Raw genomic sequence first — 23,307 nt, forward strand, 5'->3', positions numbered from 1 at the left:
TTTGTAGGAATTAGCATGTGTGGAATAGCAGGATTTAGTCGATTTAATTTCTCTGGTGATACAGAGCTATTAGTGCAAATGGGCAATACAATCGCACACCGCGGGCCTGATGCGCATGGTGAATACCTCACCGACACAGTTGGTTTGTGTCATAGACGTTTATCTATCATCGACTTATCTGAAGCTGGTAAACAACCAATGCATTCGGCTGATGGACAAGTATCCATTGTTTTTAATGGGGAAATTTATAACTACCAAGCTGTGCGAGCTGAGCTTATTAACAAAGGCCATGAGTTTGCAAACCAAACTGATACAGCTGTTATTATTGCCGCCTATAAAGAATATGGTGAAGACTGCTTAGCCCATTTAAATGGTATGTTTGCTTTTGCAATATGGGACGAGGCTAAACAAAAGCTATTTATTGCGCGTGATAGGCTGGGCAAAAAACCTTTATATTATTATTTTGATGGTACTGATATCTTTTTTGCCTCAGAGCTTAAAGCGCTGAAACAAATCTCACAAATACCCACAGAAATAAGAACCGACGCGGTTTATGACTTTTTTGCTTACCAGTATATTCCAGATCCTAAAACCATATATAAAAATATCTACAAGTTAGAGCCGGGTCATTGCATTAGTTTTCAACAAGGCAAATTAGATAAACGCCAATATTGGGATGTTAGTTTTGCCAATACAGATAATGTTGATATCAAACAACATGAACAGGCACTAATTAAAACGGTTACTGAATGTACTAAAACACGTATGGTCGCAGATGTACCATTAGGCGCATTTTTGAGTGGTGGTGTCGACTCTAGCGGCATAGTTGCCTTGATGTCCAAGCTAGATACTAAACCTGTAACCACCTGTTCAATTGGTTTTGATGTTAAAGCATTTAATGAAACCGAGTTTGCGCAAGTTGTTGCCGATAAGTATCAAGCGGATCACCATGAATTTATTGTTCATCAAAATGTAAAAGACAACTTAGCTAAAATTGTTCGTTATTTTGACGAGCCATTTGCTGACCCTTCACTAGTACCAACTTATTTTGTATCTGAGCTAGCACGCCAACAAGTGACAGTTGCTGTCGCTGGTGATGGCGGTGACGAAATTTTTGCCGGTTATGAAAAATATGCGGTTGATGCGCAAGAGAATAAAATTCGTGATGCCTTTCCTAGCTGGTTTAACAAAAAAATAGCGCCAAGTTTAGCTAAAATTATCAGTGTTACCCCAGTGCTGAATACAAGCACAGTAGGGCGAAAAGCTTGTTCATTGTTAAATACTTTAGCAGTCGACCCAGCTATGGGCTTTTATTACTCCAATGCATTTATAACGGATAAAACTTGGTTAAGTCTGGTTAATGAACAAACCTCACAAGAGTTGGCCGGCTACCACCCAAGTAAAATTACTTTAGATAAATACAGTAAAGCAGATGGCCCCGATCATTTAGCTAAAGTGTTGTACACAGATTTAAAAACCTTTTTACCTGGTGGCATTTTAGTTAAAGCAGATCGCATGAGCATGGCAAATTCGTTAGAGGTACGAGCGCCTTTGCTTGATTATACTGTGGTTGAACAAGCTGCCAAAATACCTTCAGAGTACAAGTTTAATCAAGGCGATAAAAAACACATTTTAAAGAATATTTTTAAGCCATTACTGCCTGATGAAATTTTATATCGGAAAAAAATGGGCTTTAGTGTGCCGTTAGCTGATTGGTTCCGTGGTGAAATTAAACATATAGCAGAAGATAAATTATTAACTAACAACGCAGGTTTAGTTAAATATTTTAAAGCCGACGCGATTAAAAAGTTATGGGATGAACATCAAGCAGCTAAACATGATCATGGTGCTGTGTTATGGAGTTTACTGATGTTCCAAATGTGGTGGGATGAGTATGTCACTGCATAACAATGAACAAGCAAGTTTGTTGTCTTCATTAGAAAGGTTTGGCGAGCAACCAAGCTTAATCCATAAGGGGCGTACCTATAGCTACACTGAACTACAACAACAAGTAGATAAAGTTGCACAAACACTGGAGTTTAGCTTAACCAAGCGAAAGTTAGTTTTTATTGAAGTTGCAAATAATCCTATGTCAGTGATTGTTTACTTAGCTTGTGTTCAATATAAACAAGCCGTTTTATTACTGAGTGAGCAAAAAACAACACTAAATCAACAACTGTTAGAGCGCTATCAACCTAATTTATATATCAATACTGCCAGTAATAGTTTAGACATAACCACAAGGTGTGATTACCAACACCAATTACATCCAGATTTATGCTTGTTGTTGAGCACCTCTGGTTCTACTGGTTCACCTAAGTTGGTTAAGTTATCCAACACTAATGTCAGAGCCAATACACAAAGCATTATTGAATACTTAAATATTCAATCAAAGCAAATCGCCATAAGTTCCCTAAAAATTAGTTATAGTTATGGGCTCTCTGTATTAAATACACATTTACATTGTGGTGCGACTATAGTGCTGACAGATGCGAGTGCTTTGTCGGATGAGTTTTGGTCATTAATTGCTCAGTATCAGGTCACTAATTTTGCTGGTGTGCCATATCACTATCAAGTATTGCAACAACGTGGGTTTAACTTTAAAAATTATCCTAGCCTTAAGTTGTTGACCCAAGCGGGTGGCAAATTAGAAGCAAGTTTGGTTGAACATTATGTAAAACTCGCGCAATTGAACCAATGCCAATTTGTTGTTATGTATGGTCAAACTGAAGCGTCTCCGCGAATGGCTTATTTAGCTATGGATATAGCAGTTAAATACCCTCAAGCTATTGGCAGGGCTATCCCAGGTGGGGAATTGTATCTGGTTGATGATGCTGGCTGTCGCATCCAAGATATGGGGCAAGAAGGTGAGTTAATTTATCAAGGCCCGAACGTTATGCTAGGTTATGCAGCGGACAAACAATCTTTGTTAACAGACGATGAGCTAGAATGTTTGCACACAGGGGACTTGGCTGTACAAGTTGAGAGTGGTGTGTTTCAAATCGTTGGTCGACGCTCTCGATTTATCAAACCTATGTCTATTCGGGTGAATTTGGATGAAATTAAGTCTTGGTTAGTTACACAACAAATTAACTGTGAGGTAACAAGCAATCAAAATGAACAAGTTCTAATTGGTTACACTTCCAAGACTAATGCAAAAGTCTTGACTCAAATGGTCGCTCAACATTTGAATTTGCCTGAGCAGTATATTCTAGTTAAACAACTTAAAACTATTCCTCCGTTTGAAAGTGGTAAGGTTGACTTTAAAACCTTAGCTATGTTGGTACAAATGTGGTCAAAATGGCAAATTACCAAAGCCTTTGCGAGTAATTGGCAAAAAGCATGTTCGCAGGTATTAGGTTTGGCAAGCAATACCTCTGAGAGTGTGATTGCCGTGTTTCAAGCAAACTTTGAACAAGTGGTCACTAAACAAGAGTCGTTTCAAAGTTTAGGTGGCGATTCATTCAGTTACGTGCAAATAGAAACCGAACTAACTCAAATGATTCAAGGTAAATTACCGGAGAATTGGTTTGAATTATCCATTGGCGATTTAGAGGAAATGAGTCGTGAAGCGGTTTTTTGATAACATTAGCAGCCAACATCTAGCTCGTGCGATCGCGATATTATTAATAGTGGCAAATCATGCATTCCATCAACATTTATCTATCGATATTTCCGGTGGTATGTTGTTTTTACTCTTTGTTAGTGGATATTACCTTGCGCAATTTTCGGTTGGCAAAAACGAAGTTCAGTTGCGTGCTTACTTAATAAAATTTACCAAAAAGTTGGTTGTTCCTTGTTTTTTGATTAGTTGTTTTTATTTTATTTGGTTTCAAAACCTTAACTTTACAGAGCTGTTTTTTGTACATAATTGGGTGAGTCGGCAGAGTATTCCTTGGTTACCGACTTGGTATCCACAAATGCTGTTGCAGCTAATGGTTATGTTAATCGCGCTCTTTTATTTGATCAAACCAACGCGCTATATCAACAGAACCCCGATAAATTTTGCTGTATCCGCTTTGTTGTTATCTTGTGTTCTTTTTCTGTTGTCTGACTATATACGTTCACTTGGTTGGGCTTCAAGTGACAGCCGTTTACCATTTTCATACCTTTGGTGTTTATTTTTTGGCTGGTTGGTTTATAGCTTAGGTCAGATGAAAAAACATTATTTATTGATTTTTGTGGCTAGCTTGGCTTTTATTTTGGGGGGAGTTCTGGTTTACCCTGATAGTCAAAAAATATCATCAACCCTTATATTTACTGTATTGACCTTGCTGTTTGTCAGCAATATATCGATCAAAATGCCAAGTTTTTTAGTGGTGAAATTAAACCTAATTGCCAATGCAACTTTTTATATATTCCTGTGGCATATGAGCTGTTTCTATTTGTACCATGTGTTGACTGGGTGGCAATATCAGAATACTGCGTTTGATATAAACATGTATGTATTTGCAGTCAGTTTGCCATGTATTCTGTGGTTGTTAGTACAAACTAGTCGCAAAGCTGTAGTTAAAACGCGCACTGAAATAAGTCAGTTTGTGTCGTGAAGCCTGGCTTATGTGTGTATTACTTTGGCCCCCCGATATTTATGCGAGATAAACGAGAGTTATGATAAAAGTTGCCCACATTACTTATGATATGCGTATTGGCGGTACAGAAATGGTCATCCGCAATATCATAGAAAGTAGCCATTCCGAGCAAATTGAACATAGTATATTTTGCATCGAATCAACTCTGGGGCCATGGGGCAAGGAGCTGCAGCAAAGTGGATTGGTGATTGAGGTTCATCAGCGTCAGCCAGGTTTTGATGTAAGCCTAATTCGTGCAATTCGTCGTTATATTAAGAAAAATAAAATTGATGTGGTGCATTGTCACCAATACACACCTTGGGTATATGGCTGTTTAGCGGCAGCCTTTAGCAAAACTAAGGTGATATTCACTGAACATGGGCGATTTTATCCCGACTTTGGCACGTGGAAACGTAAATTGGTTAACCCTGTATTATGTAAATTTACTCAACATATAACCGCAATTTCTAAAGCCACAAAGGAAGCTCTGATAGAGCACGAGAACATACCAAGAGACAGCATAGACGTTATCTACAATGGTATTAAACCTTTAGAGAAAGATGAAACGCAAGTAGAGCAATTAAAAGCACAATATCTTATACCGACAGATTCTGTGGTGCTTGGTACAGTAGCAAGACTTGACCCAATTAAAAACCAGCAGATGATGATTGAGGCTTTCAGTTTATTGGTCGCAAATTATCCATCTACTTACTTACTGATTGTTGGTGACGGCGAAGAGCGGGAGCGTTTACATAAGTTAGTCACTAAGCTGAATATTGAGAGCAATGTGATATTTACCGGTTATATAGCAAAACCAGTTAATTTTATTGCTTTGATGGATGTTTTTTTACTGTCGTCTTTATCTGAGGGCACTTCAATGACTTTGCTGGAAGCTATGTCTTTGGGTAAGCCTTGCGTGGTTACTGACGCGGGTGGTAACTCAGAGGTTATCCAGCATAATCTATCTGGATTAGTTGTGGAAAATAACAACCTTGGGCAGTTTTCGCAGGCAATTGAAAAATTGTTGAGTGATGGTAACTTACGGAAGAGTTTACAAAGTTCAGCACTTATCGAGTTTAACAAACGATTTGATGCCAGTGTAATGAACAAGCATTATCTTAACTTGTATATGGCATTAAAGTCTAAGTAACTAATTATGTTCAATGTAGCTGTAAATCTTCTAAGAAAGTTTAAACCTGTCGATGGATGGCATACCAGCATTAAAGTGCCCAAAAGCTTCTCAAATTTGGACCGCCAAGTAAAAGAATTGGGCGACAAAGCCCATTTAACTAAACAAGATTATCAACAAATTTTTACCTATTTTATCGAAGGTATTAATGCTTATCGCTGTAAATACAATTGCCGAGTAACTTATCCAGGTATACCTGGTACCCGTGGAATTAAAGTGGAAGGGTTGGAAGGGTTTGCCCGCAGTGCTCCTATGTTGGCGGCGTGGTTGTATGGCCAGCGTGAACAAAAGATTAAACTAACTAATGAAGATGAGTTTGATATCTTAGCCCACCTAGCTAAAGGTATTGAACATGGTTGTGATCCCAAATCACCAGCTTATTGGGGAGATTTTGCAGATTATGACCAAAGGGCTGTAGAGGCAGGTGATATTGCCGTAACAGTTTGGATTTTACAGCAAATAGACTCGACTATATTTGATAAGCAAGTTAGCGCTAATGTTATTGGTTGGCTTAAACAGATAAACAACATTAAACTTTATGGTGGAAATTGGTGTTTATTTAAGCTAATAGTCAATGCTCTGTTGGAACAGTTAACCGACCAAAGCTATGAGGAAGTTGAAAACTCGTACAAAACTTTTAAAAGTTATTACGTTGGCAATGGTTGGTTTGGGGATGGAGCCAAGGGGTTTGTAGATTACTACAATGTATGGCAGATGCAGTATTACTTGTACTGGTTTCATCTGATGAAACCAGATTACGATGCAAGCTTTTTACAAAATGTATTTTCGGAATTTTCTGAAGGGTTTAAGTTTTTTATTTCACCAAATGGTGCGCCCATATTTGGTAGAAGCGCTTGTTATAGGTTGGCAATTCCTTCTCCATTGATAATCAATAGTGCGGTCAATAATAAAGAACATGCAGTTAGCAAACGAGCATTGGAAGCCATCTGGATTCACTTTATTAAAAATGGTGCTTTGCAAAAGGGCACAGTTACTCAAGGTTATTATGAGTCGCAACCTCAGATTCTTGAAAATTATAGTGGTAGGGGAAGCGCGCTTTGGTGTGTTCGTTCATTAACTCTAGCCTTTATGCAAAGTAACATGAGTACCTTTTGGTCGTGCGAACCTGGCTTGTTGCCTGTTGAAATGGGCGACTTCGAACAGCTTATATCTAAGCCTGGGTTTAAACTGGTTGGAAAGCAACAAGATTTAAGTATTACTCTAGTGCGTAGCAATACTTATTTTTCAGACAAACATAGCCATGCGTCTTTGCCTCGATTGAACTTATTTCGCAAGGTTTTGCAGTTTGTTTTAAGAAGGCCTCTACGCTCCGAGCACTTGAATATTAAATACGGTAGGGAAAAGTATGTTAGCAATAAGTTTTTTTGTGATTAACTAGACTGGACTATTCATCGTGATTCAATTTGTATCGAACAATTATTTTCAACTGAGCTGTTAACAGCCAATGGTACTGCTTTGATAAAGTTACTTGTATATCTATCTATCGTTTATTCCTTTATATCGATTTTTGCCAATCCATGGGTGACGACTGTTTTTTATTATCTTAACGGTATTATGCAGCCTAAGTATGTTTGGCCGTGGACCTTTCCCGATTTACCGCTATTTTCCGCTTCAAAGTGGCTCGCGTTGTTCACTATCATTGGTTTCATGATTGCAGCTGTTCAACAAAGGATTAATTTTAGTATTTATTGGCGTAAACAAAATTTTGCTTTGTTATTTATGTGGATAATGATGCATTTATCACACAAGTTTAGCCCTTTCCCTGAATACTTTGCGGGGGTAAGAGCTGATATTGTACTGTCGGCAATGAATACGATAGTCATTATGTACTTTGTTGGATTAGGTATTTTAAGTCACGTTGCAGATTACAAAAAAATATTTTTTAGCATGGCAATCATGTTTGGCGGGATATCTGTTTATTATGTCTATTGGGCAAATGATCTGTATTTTAGCTATCGTTGGGATATGTTTACTAATGGCCGCCTAAATAGTCCAAGGGGGACTTCGATTGGTGACCAGAATGCGCTCTCTTGTTTGATTGTAATGGGCATGCCGTTTATTCTACTGGGATACTTTTACTTAAAAAACAAATGGCATAAATGGGCCTGCTTAGCAGTGCTCCCTGTGTTGTGGCATGCGTTATTTCTATTTGGCTCACGTGGCGCCATGTTGGCGGTAGTGGCAACCACTATCTTTGTATTAAAAACACTCGACAATAAAAAAGCGCAAAAACTAGCTTTGCAACAAGCCGAGCACCCTGAAATTGAATTATCCGAAAAGAAAAAAGAAAATTTACAGCGCTTTAAAAACGCCAAAATGTTCAAGGTGTTTATCGGTGTTGGTTTAGCGGTAGCTCTTGTGATACAAGGTGGCGCTATGATACAGCGTTCAACCGAAACTGCTGCGAGGGCGCAAGCTGGTGGCGATGAGCCGCTAAATCCGAGATTGGTTTCTTGGGCTGTGGGACAAAAGTTGATAAAAGAGTTCCCTTTGTTGGGGGCTGGTCCACAACGTTTTCAAATGGCTTCTGATTCTTTATATCCAGGTGAAAATGTTCACGTTGCACACAATACCTTTTTAAATTTTGCTGCCAATACAGGGTTGCCAGTGGGCATAATGTATCTACTGATGTTTTGGTTCAACTTTAAAAATTATCGTTACTGTAGTAAAAATGGCATACATAAATACCCTGTGCTTGAATACACCAATAAAGCTTGTGGTTCGGCATTGTTGGCTTATTTTATATGTGCATTGTTTTTAGATTTAATTATTTTTGAAGCTTTTTATTTTATTTTAATGTTGAATTTGGCCAAGCTGTATGTGTTTGAGAAGCTAGTATTAGCTGACAAAGAACAAAAAAATGAGCAACAAAAAGCTGGCGCTCAACAATTTAACCGACAGAGTGGCACATGGACAAGATAACTTATTCGATCGTTATGTTCGCCTATAACGAAGAGAAAAATATCGAAAAATCATTGAAAAGCGTTTTTGACAATGTTGATGAAAATTTACAGCAGTTGACTGTTATTGCCAATGGGTGCACTGATAACACAGTGTCTGTTTTACAGCAGTTAAAACAAAGTTTGAATTTAACTAAATTGCGTATTATTGAGTTAACCCTTGGAGATAAATGTAACGCGTGGAATCAATACGTACATCAATTACATGATGATTCTTTGGTACATTTTTTTGTTGACGCCGACGTCGAATTTACCCAAGGTGCGTTTGCCAAAATGGCGCCTAAACTAGTGAATGATCCGGATGCAGCAGCTATTGCTGGTTTGCCATTTTCTGGCCGGAATATCCAAACTTACCGAGACATGGTTATTAAACACAAATGTTTGTTTGGTAATTGTTACGCACTCAAACTTAGCTTTCTACACCTTGCGCAACAAAAAAGCTTTTATTTACCAATTGGTTTGGGCTGGATAGATTCTGCAATCACTAAGGTGGTTAAACGGGATATTGAAGATAGAGATGAGCCAATGCAGCAACGCGTTATTTTTGATGCCGATTGCGGTTACAAATTTACCAGCTTAAGTGTTTTTAATCTCAGTGATATCAAACTTTATTTTAGTCGTATTGCGCGATATCAAACCGGCAAACTGCAAGAGCAGTATTTAGAAAAATTGAGTTTTGTTGAGTGGCCACGTAATTTAGCGGAAATTAATCAAAAAATTCTGCAAAGAATTGAACAAAAAGAGATTAAATTAAAGTTTTATCTCAAAAATAAAGTGATTAAACGATTACAAAAACAATTATAAATAATTTTACTTTACAGAGGTTTCTATTTTGGATTTAGGCATTGCTAACTGGCCCGTATTTATCATGGGCACTCAGCGCTCAGGCACAACTTTATTAACGCGCGTGTTATCGGCGCATCCTGATATTTTTATGCAAAATGAGCTTGAATTGCCGAGAGTGTTTAAAGGTGAACAAGAACCAAAAAATATTACACAGAATATTCTTGAAGAAATCAAACAAGAGCATAAAGTTGATATCTCTGAGTATTTGAATGCTCCAGGTAAATTATGGGGATTAAAAGATCCTCAACTAACTGAACATATTCCGACGTTACAAAAGTTCTTACCACATTCTAAGTTCATCATTATTGTGCGCGACGGACGTGGTGTTACCAATTCATATATGGAAAACAAATGGGGACTAGGCACTAATGCATATACTGGTGCACATCGCTGGAAAAATGAAGTTAATCAGCAGCTTGAGTTTATGGCCAGTGCACCAGACAATTTCCTGTTCATTCGATATGAAGATATGATTGCAGATTTGGAAGCAACTATGCACAAGGTATGTCTGCACCTGGAAATAGACTTTAATCCTGCAATGATGAGTTATAACGATAAAAAGGGTTATTACAAGGTTAACCGAGAAAACATTCATACCTTTAAAAAGCCAGATCCAAAACTAGCTGAAAAGTGGATGCAAAAACTCTCAAGGCATCAAATTGATGTGGTTGAATCTGTCGCCGGAGATTTGTTATCTAAACTTGAATATAAACTCCAGGGCAATCCAATATCAGTTGGTGCGTTAGAACGTTTGTACTATAGGCTGCATCAAGCTGTTATTGGTGAAATTCAAATTCAATACAGATGGCGCAGGTTTAGAGTAAAAGAGTTTTTAGCTAAAAAATCATAATATCTAGTCTTCAGGTAACAGATGAGCTTATCAAATTCGACTAATAATGAGTTGCGTATTCATATTGGTGCACATAAAACTGCAACAACGCATATACAAGATACACTGAAGGTGATGAAACCCTCATTAGAGCAGAGAAACATTCACTATATTTCTAGGGAAGAGGTTCGTCCTCGGATTTCACGCATTAACCCTTGGGGTATCGAGGCACTGAAAGACAAATTTAGACCAAGGTTCTTAAAAAAGAAATTGGTCGATCGTAGTTTGTTATTTGACGTACCTGATAACAAAACTATCGTCTTTTCAGAAGAGAATATTTTGGGAAGTGCTGTTGATGGGTTGTCTGAACACCTTTATCCCAACTTAGAGAAAAAACTGCAATTTATAAAGTTATTGTCAGAAGATTATAAAATAACGCTGTTTCTGTCTATCAGGGGCTTCGACGCTGTTTTACCTGGCTTGTATGTTACTGCACTCCGTTTTCATCCAATTGAAGCGACCAAAGCCAAAAATGCATTAACTTTAAGTTTAGCAGCCAAAAAAATCCCAAGTTGGCTCGGTATTATTAAGCGTATAAAAGCTACATTACCAAATATTGAACTCAAAATATGGACTCAAGAAGATTACCGTCAACACGCTGATTTCATTATTTCTGAATTTGTTGGGCAGGGTGTTGAAACAATACCTAAATTGCCTAAGCCAGTGCAGACAATGACGCCAACTAAAGAGGCTATAACACAAGCCGAGGCATTGATCGCTGCCTTTGAGCGTCCGCCAAACGACTGGTTAGCCCAATGTGATAGTTTATATCAGTCAAAGACAGTCAATGACAATAAAGATAAATATACCTTTTTGGAGCAAGCTCAAGTGAAATCGTTACGAGAGCAATATAATAAAGATCTGCAAATGATTGAGCGCTTGTGGCCGAACAGTATTATTAAAGCTGGTGGATAAAAATTATTCAGCTGGCTGACGTTTTTGACTGCAGCCTAGCTGAATAATATTAGGTTTTTAATAGCGGGAATTAAACTTTAAACTGCTTTTTGTCAGTGAAAAACCATCCGCCCCATGACTTCGCACTTTCGATAACTGAACCCAAACTAAATTGAGAGCTCTGTTCTGAGAGACCCTCTACTTGCTCGGCGACGCCATAGTTGTTTAGAAGCGCTGCAGTTAACGGTGTGCCATTGCCGCCTCCAGTTTTACCTGAACGATTTTCTCCTGTATCTAGTACCCAACAGATTGAAGGAAACGGTAAAGCTTTAAACGAATAACCTCTATCAAGGAAATATTTAAACTGATATCTATGTGTGCCTAAGATATTAATTAAGGTAAATTCATCTAAGAAATCAACAATATCTTTTTGACACTTAACTTCGAATTCTGCTGGGAAAGCTAGAATATCCATCAATATTTTATAGTCATATATGAAGGAAGAACCACAGTATCGACATAAACCAAATTTTTTTACCACTGTCAGGGATGAGTAGTTGATTAAGTAACCGGAATTAGCATACCAAAATGGAACCTCTGCGTTATCTTCCACGTACTCAACAACTTGGTTACTTATCCAATCATCTGCATCTATAAAGAAAACTTTTGACGGTTGAATTTTTCTAAGATGTAGCAATGCCGCTGCAATTTTGGAGCCTTTGTCGAGCCTGCTTAAAGAGTAAGATAAGTTGTTTGATTGACCACTACCCGGAGGTGGGAAGTCCACAACTAGAAATTCGACCTTGTTAGGATCGTATTTTATGTCTGGTATTTGGTTGCAAACAACTAATAACTTGTATGGTTTATTGGTCTTTTGTGCACAAACTGAGGCTACGGTCGTCTCTAATAGTTTAAGCACAACATCAAAATTGGTTGCGTTGGAAGGATGTCTGACTGTTGTAATAAAATAAAACATGGTTTTGCTGTTTCTCCTTATCCGGACCTTATACGCAAAGTTATGGCTTGCTTTGATCGCTTTTAAGTGTAATTAGTTTGCTCAAGCCAGTTCTATTGATTAGGTTAAGCATTTGTTTGTCGAAGTAACTTTTTTCGTCCATGCCGGATAATAACAGCTTATTACCTAGCAATATTAAGACAATGTATGCCACTGAAAATAAAGCACCATTGATAATGATATTTACCAATGCATGAGCACTAGAAAAGTTTATTGTTTGGCACAAGTATAAACCTAACAAAGTGGCCAACAAAGGAGACATTATCAAACGAATTATTCTGAATAATTGAATTTTCAAGCTAAAGAAAATGACAAAAATAAGTAGCGGAAGTGTCATTGCAACATCCACTAAAACCCGTGCTAGTGCGAATTCGGGTAGTAAAATACCTTTGAGGTTAAAAAGCGTAATGGCCATCACAACAAGTGACAATAAATCTAATACAAACATATGTTTAATTTTATTTTTGGCTGTAAGAGCATTTATCGCTAATCCAGAAAAGGCAGACGATATGATGAGTAAAGATAAATTACCAAAAACTTCGGACATGTCGACCCATTGCTGACCTAGCAAAATAAGCACTATATCTCGATGAAATTCATAGAAAAAGAGTGAAAGTGGAATTGATATCAGAGATAAAATATACAGGCTAATACAGAATTGATAATTTAAATGTGACGGATTGTCTTTCGATTGCGAAAAGGTTGCTAACAAGGGCTGCGTGGCGGGTGTTATCAACTCTGAACTTGGCATCGAAGAGATGTATTTCATTATATGGTAATTACCCACAGCGCTAGCATTAAAATTGAAATTAACCAAAACAGTGTCCAGTTGCGAGCGGGAATAACCAACAATGCCCTTGGCTAACATCCATTTTGAAAACGAAAACTGTTGATGGAATTTTACTAATGACTTTTTCGGACGATAAGGATGAATTATGTACGAGCCAATTAATTTAAAAAGTACAGTGCTGACTTGCCCTAAAATTAAAGCCCAATAGTTCTGATAAATCACTGCAAGAGTGATAGTTGTTATTACTGCTAGAATCTTTAAACTCACGGACAGTTTAAATAGCGGTTTATAGTTTTGCTCGCGCTCAAGCAGAAATAAACCTGGGTTGGTTAAAGAAGAAAAAATAGATAAGAAAGATATCGCAATTAGCAGTGGTCCAAGTCTCTCATCACCATAAATGCTGGCGATGAGCGAAGATAGTGCCATTAAAATTATCGCTAATGTAACTCTAAACAATACATCTAACGTCCAAGCAGTATTTAGATCATCATCATCCACTTGGTCTTTTCTAATTATGTATTGCTTTGAACCAGTTTGTCCCAGCACATCAAATAATTTGAGCGTTATCATCGCGATTGCGACTAGACCAAAATCTTCGGGAACTAGCAGCCTGGCGAGTATTAGCGTACTGACAAGCCCTAGCATCCTAACGATCATTTTGGATGCCACCAGAAAAAAAGAACCGACAACAGTTTTATAAGTAGACACAAGAAGCCTTAAATTGATAGTTTAGCAATCCCAAGGCGCTACTTTTTATTACGCCTAATGGAGTTTCCACTTTTATGTGGTTGAATTTATTTGAAAATATCTATAGCTTTGTTAGTGTGAGCTTCCCAATCCAATTCATTCTCAACGTGCTGTCTTCCTAGCTCACCCATTTTTGCTAGTTTGGGTTCGTCTGCAAGCACCTCTGATATTTTTGTCGCTAGCGGTTCAGGGGTTCTACAATCCACAATGAAGCCTGTTTCATTAACAAGCATTGTTTCGCGAGTTCCGCCTGAATCACCTGCGATTACTGGTTTTCCACAAGCTTGAGCCTCCACTAGAACCATGCCAAATCCTTCTAGATCATTGCCAATCGTTCTGTTTGGTAGTACAAACAAGTCACATTGTTGATAACACTTAATCATTTGTGCATCACTGATTTCGTCGAGCAACTGAACCTTGTCTTGTAAATTCAATTGCTCAATTAATTTTTCCAGTGATTGTTTGCATTCGCCTCTACCTATTATTGCGTAGATAGCGTCTGGATGTGACGCTAAAATTTGTGGCATAGCTTGAATCAGCACATCTTGGCCTTTGCGTTGCTGCAATCTACCTACGGTAATTATGACCTTTTTATCTTGCCATCCCATAGCGGCTTTAAAATCCGCATCTTCTTCAATTGGTTTGAATGTTTTTGAGTCCACTCCTGGGTGCAATATGTGGATTTTATCATCACTTGCGTAGTTCAATCTTTTAACGATATTTGCACTGTTGTGGCTATTACAAATAAGCTTCTGAGCGCTGCTGCACACATGCTTTACCATTAGGTTATGTTCGCGTGAGGTTGCTGCGGTTTCAACATCTTCACCGTGCACATAGCAGAGGTAGTCCACTTTGGTCAGTTTGCTAATAATCCAAGCTGTAACACCCTCATGAATTACTCTTCCTGTATGGATATGGGTTACTTCATGCTCTTTGATGATCTTCAGTAGCTGTTTTACCACTCTAAAATAGAACTTTAACCCTTGTAGGCTTCTAAAACCCCACTCGCGAGAGCTCAGTGGTAAACGAATAACGTTTAGATCGTGTGTTTGATCAAAACTCAATGCTTCTGGAATGTTATCCGCCACTATTAGGTAGTCTGATTTAGGTAGTCTAGAATAAAGTTCCCAAAACCATCTTCCACTACCGCCTGATAAAGGGGGGAAATTTTCGGTTAGGACTAAGACTTTTTTTCGTTTATTTTTAGGCGTCATTTGCATTTAAAACAGTCGCTTATAAATTGTTCCAACTAAAGTAACTTAGATTTATATAAAAATAAATTTAATCTGACGTTAATTATTATGCATGTTTGCAAGAAAATTAATCATTTTTAAGTTGGTGATATATCTGTTCAATTTTGCTGATGTAACTTTGTTCGCTGAAATGGCATTCGACTCTTTGTCGAGCAGCTTTACCCATTTGCAGTTGTAATGCGTTATCGTCAAGTAACTTTTTAACCTGTCGAGCTAATGCGCTCGAATCTTTTGCTGGCACCATAAAGCCGGTTTCCCCTTCAACAATAGCTTCTGGGATACCATTAACATTGGTTGAAACCACTGGCTTTTCACATGCCATAGCTTCGAGAATTGAAACAGGGAAGGCTTCTTGGTATGAAGCGCAAACAACAATATCCAATTGTTGCAATAGTGCCAATACGTTAGACACTTGCCCATGAAAAGTAACATGCTCTTGTAAGGATAATTCTTTGCACAAGTTTTTTAGCAATTCTTCTCGCGGCTCTGCGAGAATATCGCCACCAATGATGTCAAATTGAGCCTGTATGCCTTGGTCGAGCAATTCTTTGGCCATATGCAAGAATTCAAAATGGCCCTTACGCTCTTGCAAATTGGCAATGATCCCAACTCTTGGCACTGAATTAGTGTGTGAAATTGGCGCAAACTTTTCAGTATTTACACCATTGTGGACAACATGCTGAACAGCTGATGGACAAATTTCTTTTAACATTGGCCCAACGTCATTTTGCAGTTCTTGGCTACAAAAAATAAATGCGGCTGGTTGAGCTTGTTTGTTGAAAACCCATTCGGCAAAGTTTCGTTTAAATGGAAAGTGAATGTGGCATACAACTGGGATCTGGTTTTTATTGGCTGCTTTTAACAAGCTACGGGTACAAATTAAGTCACCTGTGTGGATAACATCAAATTGTTGTTGCCGCATTAAAGCATTCCATTTTAGGTAGCCTTTAATGCTGGAAAATGGCTTAGTGAATTCTGGTTGCGGCATTGCAATGACATGCGGTGTGGCGTTTAACTCGCTTGACTCTCGAATCATAGGTCCAGCATCAGGGCAGATAATAGCAGAACTAAATTTTTGTTTATCTATATTGGCTATTATGGTTTGGGTCATGCGTTCTGCACCACCAATTTCAGAGACATTATGCACAAAACCTATTTTTATCATTGTTGTTCCTTGTTTTACCTACAGCCGAGGTAACTGTGTGAAGAATATACGATAAATCTGCTGCCGCATATTACTACATTTTGTCACGCTCATGGTTTAAACTTAGCGAAATTCAAAAAATAATGATCCGGCTTTGATTAAACATTGTCTTAAAGTTTTCTACTTGCTGCTTTTCTTATTATCAACTGCTTTGCTGTTGATTAATACTTATGGGCTTTTTCAGGACATACGGCCGCAAAATATCGCTGAGGAGCATTTACGTTTTCAGGGTGACTTTGCGCTACCTTATCAAGACGTAATGGCTCAACTAGAGCGTCTTCCAAACGAATCGGCCGAGCTGTTTAGCCGCAGAGCGACCGAACTTATTGCTCAAGGATTAGCTCATATTCACTGGGAAGCTTACGAACCGGAAAAATTTAATCAACTGGTGCCAGTGTGGGAAAATTATTGGCTTTATTTGATGGGCAAGCTGTCTGGTATTCCAGAATATCGCAAATACCACTTTGCTGACTATAAGCGTAGTTTACGTCGAGGTATAGGTTTGTGTGGTGACGCCTCTATGGTGTTGTCACAAGTATTAACGCTTAATGGCATCAGCAATAAAATAATAACCTTTCCTGGGCATGTGGTCGTAGCAGCGAATTATGCGCAAGAACAGTGGCTATTAGACGCAGATTTTGGGGTGGTGATGCCTTATTCGCTAGATAAATTAGCGCAAAATAGCCAAGCAGCAGCTCTGTTATATCTGGCAGCTGGTTACACACAAGCGGATTACCGTTTTGCTGAAAATATGGCACGGCAGCCGTTTAAAACATGGGACGGTGTCGAGCATTTTATTACCAAAAAGTATTACTTTGAGAAAATAGCATATTGGCTAAAATGGCCTTTCCCTATAGTACTCTTCTTGTTGAGCTTATTGGCGTTGAAGCGTTTAAGGATTTAATTATTATGATTCTCCGGTGGTTGCTGTCTTGCCTATGCATATTCTACTGCTTTTCTCTTGCCCATGCACAAAGCACTGTACCAGCTGTTGATTACGATATAGTTTATGTGCGTTATCCAGCGGCAGACCCAGATCAGGACTTTGTAACCATTCCGCAAGGTGAACAAGAATATAAAATCGCCGGCGGGGCTGATTTAATTTTGCTGAAAGCCGATGGTACACAGCGTATTTTGGTTGATTGCCAGCAATGTAGTGTTATGGACCCGTACGTTTCGTATGACGGTAAGTGGGTTTATTATTCTTTGATTGAACAAGCTGCAAATGAGTCGGCGAGCTGGTTGTATAAAATTAACCTTGAGCTAGCTAATTCAAAACCGATTAGGTTAACTTTTGACGATGGTTTTGATAGCGCATTGTATGCAGGAAATTCGAAACAGGGACATGACTTATCGTCATATCGGGGCATTCGCGATATGGCACCTGTACCCTTGTCTAATGGCAAGCTGCTGTTTACTTCAAATCGAGCAGGATTGGTAGCGCTTAATTCCGGGACAGATGCTGTTGTAGCTGGTAGCGTGCAGCAGCTTTATATTATGGACGATCATTTTGGTGAACTAACCAATAAACGCCTAGCCAATATACAGAGATTAGAAACCGGCAATATCCATACGGTTCAGCACCCAATGCAACTAATGAATGGCGAAATTTTATTTTCAAGTTGGCAGGATGTTGGACATAAATTTCGCTATGCCATGACAAGTTTGTTTACGGTGAATCCAGATGGCACCAATTTAAAACAGTTTACTGAACCACATTACCGCAATAAATTTCTTCATCACTTTATCACTCAACTACCAAACGAAGATGTGATTTCTGCATTGTACTACCCATCATTTGATTATGGATATGGGGTTATTGCACGTTATCCGTTTGATCCTATTGGTCCAGATTATATCAGGGAAACCTATAGCGAGGATAAATTAGGCCATAGAGATTTTGCACGCAAAGGTGCGGTTAATTTAACCCCGCATTCGACACCTAGAGATATTCCATCACCAGATCGTTCGGGCAAATATTCTATGCCGTCAATTGCTAAAAATGGCGAGCTTTTGGTTGCTTACTCCACAGGTTCGGTTAACTACTTTGGCGCAGCTTGCGAAATAAAAAATCAATGTGAACATCTAAAATCAGGCATTTATTTGATTAAAGACCCAGTCAATACTGTGGTTACTCATCCTAGCCAGTTAGTTCGAGTCATCGACGAGCCTGAATATAACGAAATTTGGCCAAGAGCCGTTTTAGATTATAAAACCCTCTATGGATTGGATAAGCCACAAGTTCAAACGCTGTCAATGAAACCAAGGGTTTCACCAGAAGCAACTGCAATTGTTGGTACTTCGTCTATGTACAATCGAGAGCCCTTAACTGGTAATGACGTTGATCCATTTCAATCCAGAAGCAGTAACCGCGAGTTGCACGATGGCAATTGGACTATTCAAGGTGCTGAAGCTGGAGTCTTCACTAACAGCGATATATATGCGGTGCGCATAGTTGGCACACCAGCTAAACCTTACACTCAACCCATCAATAAATATCGACATAAACAAAGATGGCAACAAATCATTCAGTATTTGCCTGACGATCGATTAGATAAAGTGGTGGCTAGGTACGCTTCTTTCCATGGTGAAAAATGGCAAATATTGGGTGAATTTCCGCTAATACATAAACAAAATGGCTTAATTGATCTGCAAAATAACCTTGATACCTCTTGGCAAGCGAAAATACCTGCCGAGACACCATTTTTAATTCAAGCTTTGGATAAAAATGGTATGACGCTGATTAGCGAAATGACTTGGCGTGCGTTAAAACCAGGCGAAAAACGTGTTGATTGTGGTGGCTGCCACGCACATTCAATTAGTAGTTTAGATTTTGATTCAACTGCTACAGGCAAAGGCCGTTTGTTATCAAATATTATGGGGCTTGATGAGTTAGACCCTAGAATCAGCCAGGGTACTTGGGATTTAACATCTGGCTCTATCCCTGTGCTTGCCGAGCAAGGTGTCCAGTTTATTGAGAAGCGAGTGTTAGATGTTGAATTTGTTCGTGACGTCTATCCAATTCTGACTGAGCAGTGCAGTAGTTGTCATCAAAGGGGAGGGCAACTACCTGTGTTGCAAGGTGCGCCTTATACTGTATATGAAAACTTAACTAAATCGAGTAAAACCAAGTTTGTTGTCCCACAAGTTAGTCGATATATTCGTTCTCCGCAGGCTCGGCAAAGTTTGTTAGTTTGGGTTGCGTATAATCAAAGGTTAGATGGGCGGACAAATTATACTCGAAGTAACGACATAGATTATCCTGAATCTCATCCTAAGCTATTTTTATCAGATATTGATAAACGCACAATTGCACGATGGGTTGATTTGGGCGGGCCTTTAAATTTCCCGCAAACAGACGGTTTTGGTTACACAGATGATAGCCAGCTGCCAATCATTGATATAGTTTCAATTAACAAAGCGTTCAGCTCTGAAGTTGTTGAGTTTACTTTTGCAATACACGATGCCAATTCAGGTATTGCCAAAGATTCATTAAACATCGAGTTTTTTCAAGTGAAAAAATTTGGTCAAGATTCAGAACTCGAAAAAATTTTTATCCCTAAAAGTCGTTTAAAAATTAATAACTCACTTCAATACCAATCAGTTTACTCACTTTCTTTGCCAAGCGGCTATTTTGACGATAAACGTCATTATATCTTTGAAGTACAAGTTGAAGATAAAAGTGGTAATAAACAAGTACAATATCAGCGCTTTTCCTTGGCAGATCTCGCACAAATGTAAATTTTATTAAACAGATAAGATGATCTTGCGAAAGAATTTTTTATTTTTTCCTTTTTATTTTGAATATCGCTTCTATACTTTTTCCTGAATCTAGGTAAGTGCCCTTGTTAAAAACAGCAAAGGATTTACGCTAGATTTGTAGCTTGTACTCACCTAACAACCCAGAGGTGAGTCCGTTGTAATGCTCAAATGGGAGAATCTACTAATGAGTAGTTTAGGTTTTGTTGTACGTAACCGCTCATTCATGTCCGCGTGCATGTTTGTTGTATGTTTTGCTTTTAATCTTTTAACTGTATTCAAGGCTAATGCGACTGAAGAAACTCAAGCGCAAGGTCTCGTTGACTATGATATCGTCTATGTTCGCTACCCAGCTACCGACCCTGATGGAAGTTGGGTAACCATTTCACAAGGTGAACAGCACTATAAAGTTGCTGCTGGTGCAGATCTTATGTTGTTGCATCCAGATGGTAGTGAAACCGTTTTGGTTGATTGTGAAGTCTGTAGCGTTGTGGATCCTTATATTTCTAACGATGGTAAAACTGTATATTACGCGTTAATTTCTGAACCAGAGAAAGAATCAGCAAGTTATATATATAAAATCAACTTAACTCTCCAGCCTTATACACCAGTTCGCTTAACCTTTAATGATGGTTTTAATAGCCTTTTGTATGCAGGCAACCAGTCTTATGAGCATGATCAAGCGAACTGGCGGGATATTCGTGATATGGCGCCTGTGCCATTAGCGGATGGCCGCTTATTATTCACTTCAAACCGCGCAGGTTTGACCGCATTTAATGCTGGTACAGATGCCGTGATTAACGGTAGCGTTCAACAGTTATATGTGATGGATGACCACGACGGAAATTTAACTAACGCTAAGTTGGCAAACATACGTCCTTTGGAAACTGGTAATTTGCACGGCGTGCAGCACCCAATGCAACTTAAAGATGGGCGCATTTTGTTTTCAAGTTGGCAAGATGCGGGTCATAAATTTAAATATGCTATGACAAGCTTATTTACGATTAATCCTGATGGAACAAATTTACGCCAATTTACCGAACCACACGATCATGCAAAAGCATTGGAGCATTATGTAACCCAATTACCGAATGAAGATGTAATTACCGGTTTTTACTATCCATCATATGATTTTGGTTTTGGTGTGCTATTGAAATATCCACTAGATCCTGAAGGCCCTGATTTTTTGCGAGGACGTACTTCTTTTTATACTAAAGAAGATGGTTCGCCAACTTACATGGGCAACCGTGAGTTTGATCGTAAAGATGCGTCAACTTTGACCCCGCATACCACACCACGGGATATTCCAGCACCAGACCGCTCTGGTAAATATTCAATGCCGTCTGTGGGTAAAAATGGCAATTTATTAGTGGCTTATTCAACAGGTTATGTAAATCATTTTAACTCTGTATGTGCGAGAAAAAACCAGCCGTATCAATGTGAAAATTTGAAGTCTGGGATTTATATGATCCCAAATGCAGCAGACAACGTAATAACTGACCCAGCTCAGCTCGTCAAGTTGAAAGATGATGAGAATTATAATGAAATTTGGCCAAGAGCTGTTGCGAGTTATCAAGATTTGTACGGGGTAGCGTCACCTTTGTTAGTGACTGATACTATGACAATTGCACAGACTTATGATGCAACAGCAATTGTTGGTACTTCTTCTATGTACAATCGAGATCCGGAAGATGAAAGCAATCACGATCCATTTCAAGCTCGCAGTACAAGTCGGGAGCGTCATGATGGCAATTGGACTATTCAAGGTGCTCATGCAGGTGTATTTAGCAATGAAGATATCTATGCAGTACGCATTATCGCAACACCACCTAAACCTTATACTAAACCGATCAAAAAATATGGAGACTATTCTTTATGGAATGAAGTTATAGGTCGATTACCAAATAAAAGACTAGAAAAAATTGTAGCCCGTTCTTCTTCCTTCCATGCTGAAAAGTGGGAAATTCTAGGTGAGTTTCCCTTGGTACATAAACAAAATGGTTTGGTAGATCCTCAAGGTAATTTGGATACATCCTGGCAAGCACGTATTCCAGCAGATACACCATTTCTTATTCAAGCTTTAGATAAAAATGGTATGACACTTATTAGCGAACAAACATGGCGTGCGCTAAAACCAAATGAAAAGCGTGTTGATTGTGGTGGTTGTCATGCTCATTCTATTGAACCACTAGATTATGAAAATACAGCTTCAGGTATGAATAAACCTTTGAACAATGTTGCAGGGGTTGACGATTACGATCCTAGAATCGCCAATGGTACTTGGGATTTAACCACAGGTTCTATTCCATTATTGACAGAACAAGGCGTTTCTTTTGAACCAACCCGCATTAGAGATGTTGAGTTCAAACGAGATGTTTATCCTATATTGCAGCAAGAATGTAGTGCGTGCCATCAAAGTGCCGAACAAAAACCTAATTTGGTTGGAACAGATGATGAAGTTTACGCGGCGGTTACTTATCCCTACGATGATGAAGGAATAAAGTATAAAATCCCGCAAATCAGTAAATATATTCGTTCACCACAAGCGCGCCAAAGTTTATTGGTGTGGGTAGCTTACAATCAAAGGTTGGATGGACGTACAAATGAAACTAGAACTGATGACGTGGATTATCCGCAAAATCATCCTACATTAGAGTTAAACGACAGAGACAAACGTACTTTAGCTCGCTGGATTGACCTTGGTGGGCCTATGGACTTTCCTCAGACTGACGGTTTTGGGTATACAGATGATAGTCAACTGCCAGTGTTGGTGTTGGTCACTACAGAGTTAACCCCATCAACTAGTTCTGTTAAGTTTTCTGCGATAGATGCGAAGTCCGGTTTAGACGTGAGTTCGTTAGCGGTCAAACTATATCAAGTAGAATCTGATGGTGTTACACAACCTCAGATGGTTGAACTTGAGCTTTCGCCAGAACATTTAGTTGTAAATAATGTAGCAGGACAAGCTAATCTATACGAGTTTGCTCTGCCGCATGAATATATGCAGGATAATACGGCATATGTGCTAAAGCTTATTGCAGCTGACAATGCACAGAATATCAACGAGTTTACCCAGTATTTTACTTACTAAATGTAAGATATATGGTGAAAAGTGCAATTATTGTTTTAGGGTTAGCATAAGCTAGCCCTAAAATTAGTATCAAGACTCGAA

16 protein-coding genes are annotated in these 23,307 nt (G+C 38.7%); 12 read left to right on the forward strand and 4 right to left on the reverse strand.

Features of this window, described 5'->3' with window-relative positions; genetic code table 11:
• Positions 1–15: 15 nt before the first annotated feature.
• From asnB to ACMZOO_RS11460, 9 genes are all read left to right on the forward strand, one after another.
• Positions 16–1,908: an asparagine synthase (glutamine-hydrolyzing) gene (asnB, locus tag ACMZOO_RS11420; protein WP_440903465.1), complete on the forward strand. Its 1,893-nt coding sequence runs from the start codon at positions 16–18 to the stop codon at positions 1,906–1,908.
• Entirely contained in the window at positions 1,895–3,583 is a 1,689-nt protein-coding gene (locus ACMZOO_RS11425) for an AMP-binding protein (RefSeq protein WP_440903466.1), read from the forward strand. Before asnB ends, ACMZOO_RS11425 begins: the two co-directional genes overlap by 14 nt.
• Positions 3,567–4,547, forward strand: a complete 981-nt coding sequence (locus ACMZOO_RS11430) for an acyltransferase family protein (RefSeq protein WP_440903467.1) — start codon at positions 3,567–3,569, stop codon at positions 4,545–4,547. Before ACMZOO_RS11425 ends, ACMZOO_RS11430 begins: the two co-directional genes overlap by 17 nt.
• 61 nt (positions 4,548–4,608) lie before the next feature.
• A complete protein-coding gene (locus tag ACMZOO_RS11435; RefSeq protein ID WP_440903468.1) occupies positions 4,609–5,718 on the forward strand; it encodes a glycosyltransferase family 4 protein in 1,110 nt (369 codons plus the stop codon).
• A gap of 6 nt (positions 5,719–5,724) precedes the next feature.
• Positions 5,725–7,152, forward strand: a complete 1,428-nt coding sequence (locus ACMZOO_RS11440; RefSeq protein ID WP_440903469.1) for a DUF2264 domain-containing protein — start codon at positions 5,725–5,727, stop codon at positions 7,150–7,152.
• Positions 7,153–7,425: 273 nt separating this feature from the next.
• Positions 7,426–8,700: an O-antigen ligase family protein gene (locus tag ACMZOO_RS11445; protein WP_440903470.1), complete on the forward strand. Its 1,275-nt coding sequence runs from the start codon at positions 7,426–7,428 to the stop codon at positions 8,698–8,700.
• Positions 8,688–9,542, forward strand: a complete 855-nt coding sequence (locus tag ACMZOO_RS11450) for a glycosyltransferase family A protein (protein ID WP_440903471.1) — start codon at positions 8,688–8,690, stop codon at positions 9,540–9,542. The genes ACMZOO_RS11445 and ACMZOO_RS11450 overlap by 13 nt, the downstream gene beginning before the upstream one ends.
• 28 nt (positions 9,543–9,570) lie before the next feature.
• Entirely contained in the window at positions 9,571–10,434 is an 864-nt protein-coding gene (locus ACMZOO_RS11455) for a sulfotransferase family protein (RefSeq protein WP_440903472.1), read from the forward strand.
• Between the two features lie 21 nt (positions 10,435–10,455).
• Positions 10,456–11,388: a hypothetical protein gene (locus tag ACMZOO_RS11460; RefSeq protein ID WP_440903473.1), complete on the forward strand. Its 933-nt coding sequence runs from the start codon at positions 10,456–10,458 to the stop codon at positions 11,386–11,388.
• Positions 11,389–11,458: 70 nt separating this feature from the next.
• Here the strand turns inward: ACMZOO_RS11460 and ACMZOO_RS11465 are convergent, their stop codons facing one another.
• From ACMZOO_RS11465 to ACMZOO_RS11480, 4 genes are all read right to left on the reverse strand, one after another.
• Positions 11,459–12,343 (reverse strand): glycosyltransferase family A protein, encoded by an 885-nt coding sequence (locus tag ACMZOO_RS11465; RefSeq protein WP_440903474.1) that lies wholly within the window; start codon positions 12,341–12,343, stop codon positions 11,459–11,461.
• Positions 12,344–12,383: 40 nt separating this feature from the next.
• Positions 12,384–13,880, reverse strand: a complete 1,497-nt coding sequence (locus ACMZOO_RS11470) for an oligosaccharide flippase family protein (protein ID WP_440903475.1) — start codon at positions 13,878–13,880, stop codon at positions 12,384–12,386.
• A gap of 86 nt (positions 13,881–13,966) precedes the next feature.
• Positions 13,967–15,139, reverse strand: coding sequence for a glycosyltransferase family 4 protein (locus ACMZOO_RS11475; protein ID WP_440903476.1), 1,173 nt, complete (start codon positions 15,137–15,139; stop codon positions 13,967–13,969).
• A 100-nt stretch (positions 15,140–15,239) separates the two neighbouring features.
• A complete protein-coding gene (locus ACMZOO_RS11480) occupies positions 15,240–16,337 on the reverse strand; it encodes a glycosyltransferase (protein WP_440903477.1) in 1,098 nt (365 codons plus the stop codon).
• Between the two features lie 163 nt (positions 16,338–16,500).
• Between ACMZOO_RS11480 and ACMZOO_RS11485 the strand changes: the two genes are divergently transcribed.
• From ACMZOO_RS11485 to ACMZOO_RS11495, 3 genes are all read left to right on the forward strand, one after another.
• Entirely contained in the window at positions 16,501–17,280 is a 780-nt protein-coding gene (locus tag ACMZOO_RS11485; RefSeq protein WP_440903478.1) for a hypothetical protein, read from the forward strand.
• 5 nt (positions 17,281–17,285) lie between these two features.
• On the forward strand, positions 17,286–20,117 hold the full coding sequence (locus ACMZOO_RS11490) for a hypothetical protein (RefSeq protein ID WP_440903479.1): 2,832 nt from the start codon (positions 17,286–17,288) through the stop codon (positions 20,115–20,117).
• Positions 20,118–20,322: 205 nt separating this feature from the next.
• Positions 20,323–23,226 (forward strand): hypothetical protein, encoded by a 2,904-nt coding sequence (locus ACMZOO_RS11495; protein WP_440903480.1) that lies wholly within the window; start codon positions 20,323–20,325, stop codon positions 23,224–23,226.
• Positions 23,227–23,307 lie beyond the last annotated feature (81 nt).

The sequence above is a fragment of the Catenovulum sp. SX2 genome (assembly GCF_052056295.1).
In the GTDB taxonomy this organism is placed as follows: Bacteria; Pseudomonadota; Gammaproteobacteria; order Enterobacterales; family Alteromonadaceae; genus Catenovulum.

Bases quoted from the DNA above. Each gene is read 5' to 3' on its own strand.
- asnB (WP_440903465.1), top strand. From the start codon at position 16: ATGTGTGGAATAGCAGGATTTAGTCGATTTAATTTCTCTGGTGATACA.
- ACMZOO_RS11425 (WP_440903466.1), top strand. From the start codon at position 1,895: ATGTCACTGCATAACAATGAACAAGCAAGTTTGTTGTCTTCATTAGAA.
- ACMZOO_RS11435 (WP_440903468.1), top strand. From the start codon at position 4,609: ATGATAAAAGTTGCCCACATTACTTATGATATGCGTATTGGCGGTACA.
- ACMZOO_RS11440 (WP_440903469.1), top strand. From the start codon at position 5,725: ATGTTCAATGTAGCTGTAAATCTTCTAAGAAAGTTTAAACCTGTCGAT.
- ACMZOO_RS11445 (WP_440903470.1), top strand. From the start codon at position 7,426: ATGATTGCAGCTGTTCAACAAAGGATTAATTTTAGTATTTATTGGCGT.
- ACMZOO_RS11450 (WP_440903471.1), top strand. From the start codon at position 8,688: ATGGACAAGATAACTTATTCGATCGTTATGTTCGCCTATAACGAAGAG.
- ACMZOO_RS11460 (WP_440903473.1), top strand. From the start codon at position 10,456: ATGAGCTTATCAAATTCGACTAATAATGAGTTGCGTATTCATATTGGT.
- ACMZOO_RS11465 (WP_440903474.1), bottom strand. From the start codon at position 12,343: ATGTTTTATTTTATTACAACAGTCAGACATCCTTCCAACGCAACCAAT.
- ACMZOO_RS11475 (WP_440903476.1), bottom strand. From the start codon at position 15,139: ATGCAAATGACGCCTAAAAATAAACGAAAAAAAGTCTTAGTCCTAACC.
- ACMZOO_RS11480 (WP_440903477.1), bottom strand. From the start codon at position 16,337: ATGATAAAAATAGGTTTTGTGCATAATGTCTCTGAAATTGGTGGTGCA.
- ACMZOO_RS11490 (WP_440903479.1), top strand. From the start codon at position 17,286: ATGATTCTCCGGTGGTTGCTGTCTTGCCTATGCATATTCTACTGCTTT.
- ACMZOO_RS11495 (WP_440903480.1), top strand. From the start codon at position 20,323: ATGAGTAGTTTAGGTTTTGTTGTACGTAACCGCTCATTCATGTCCGCG.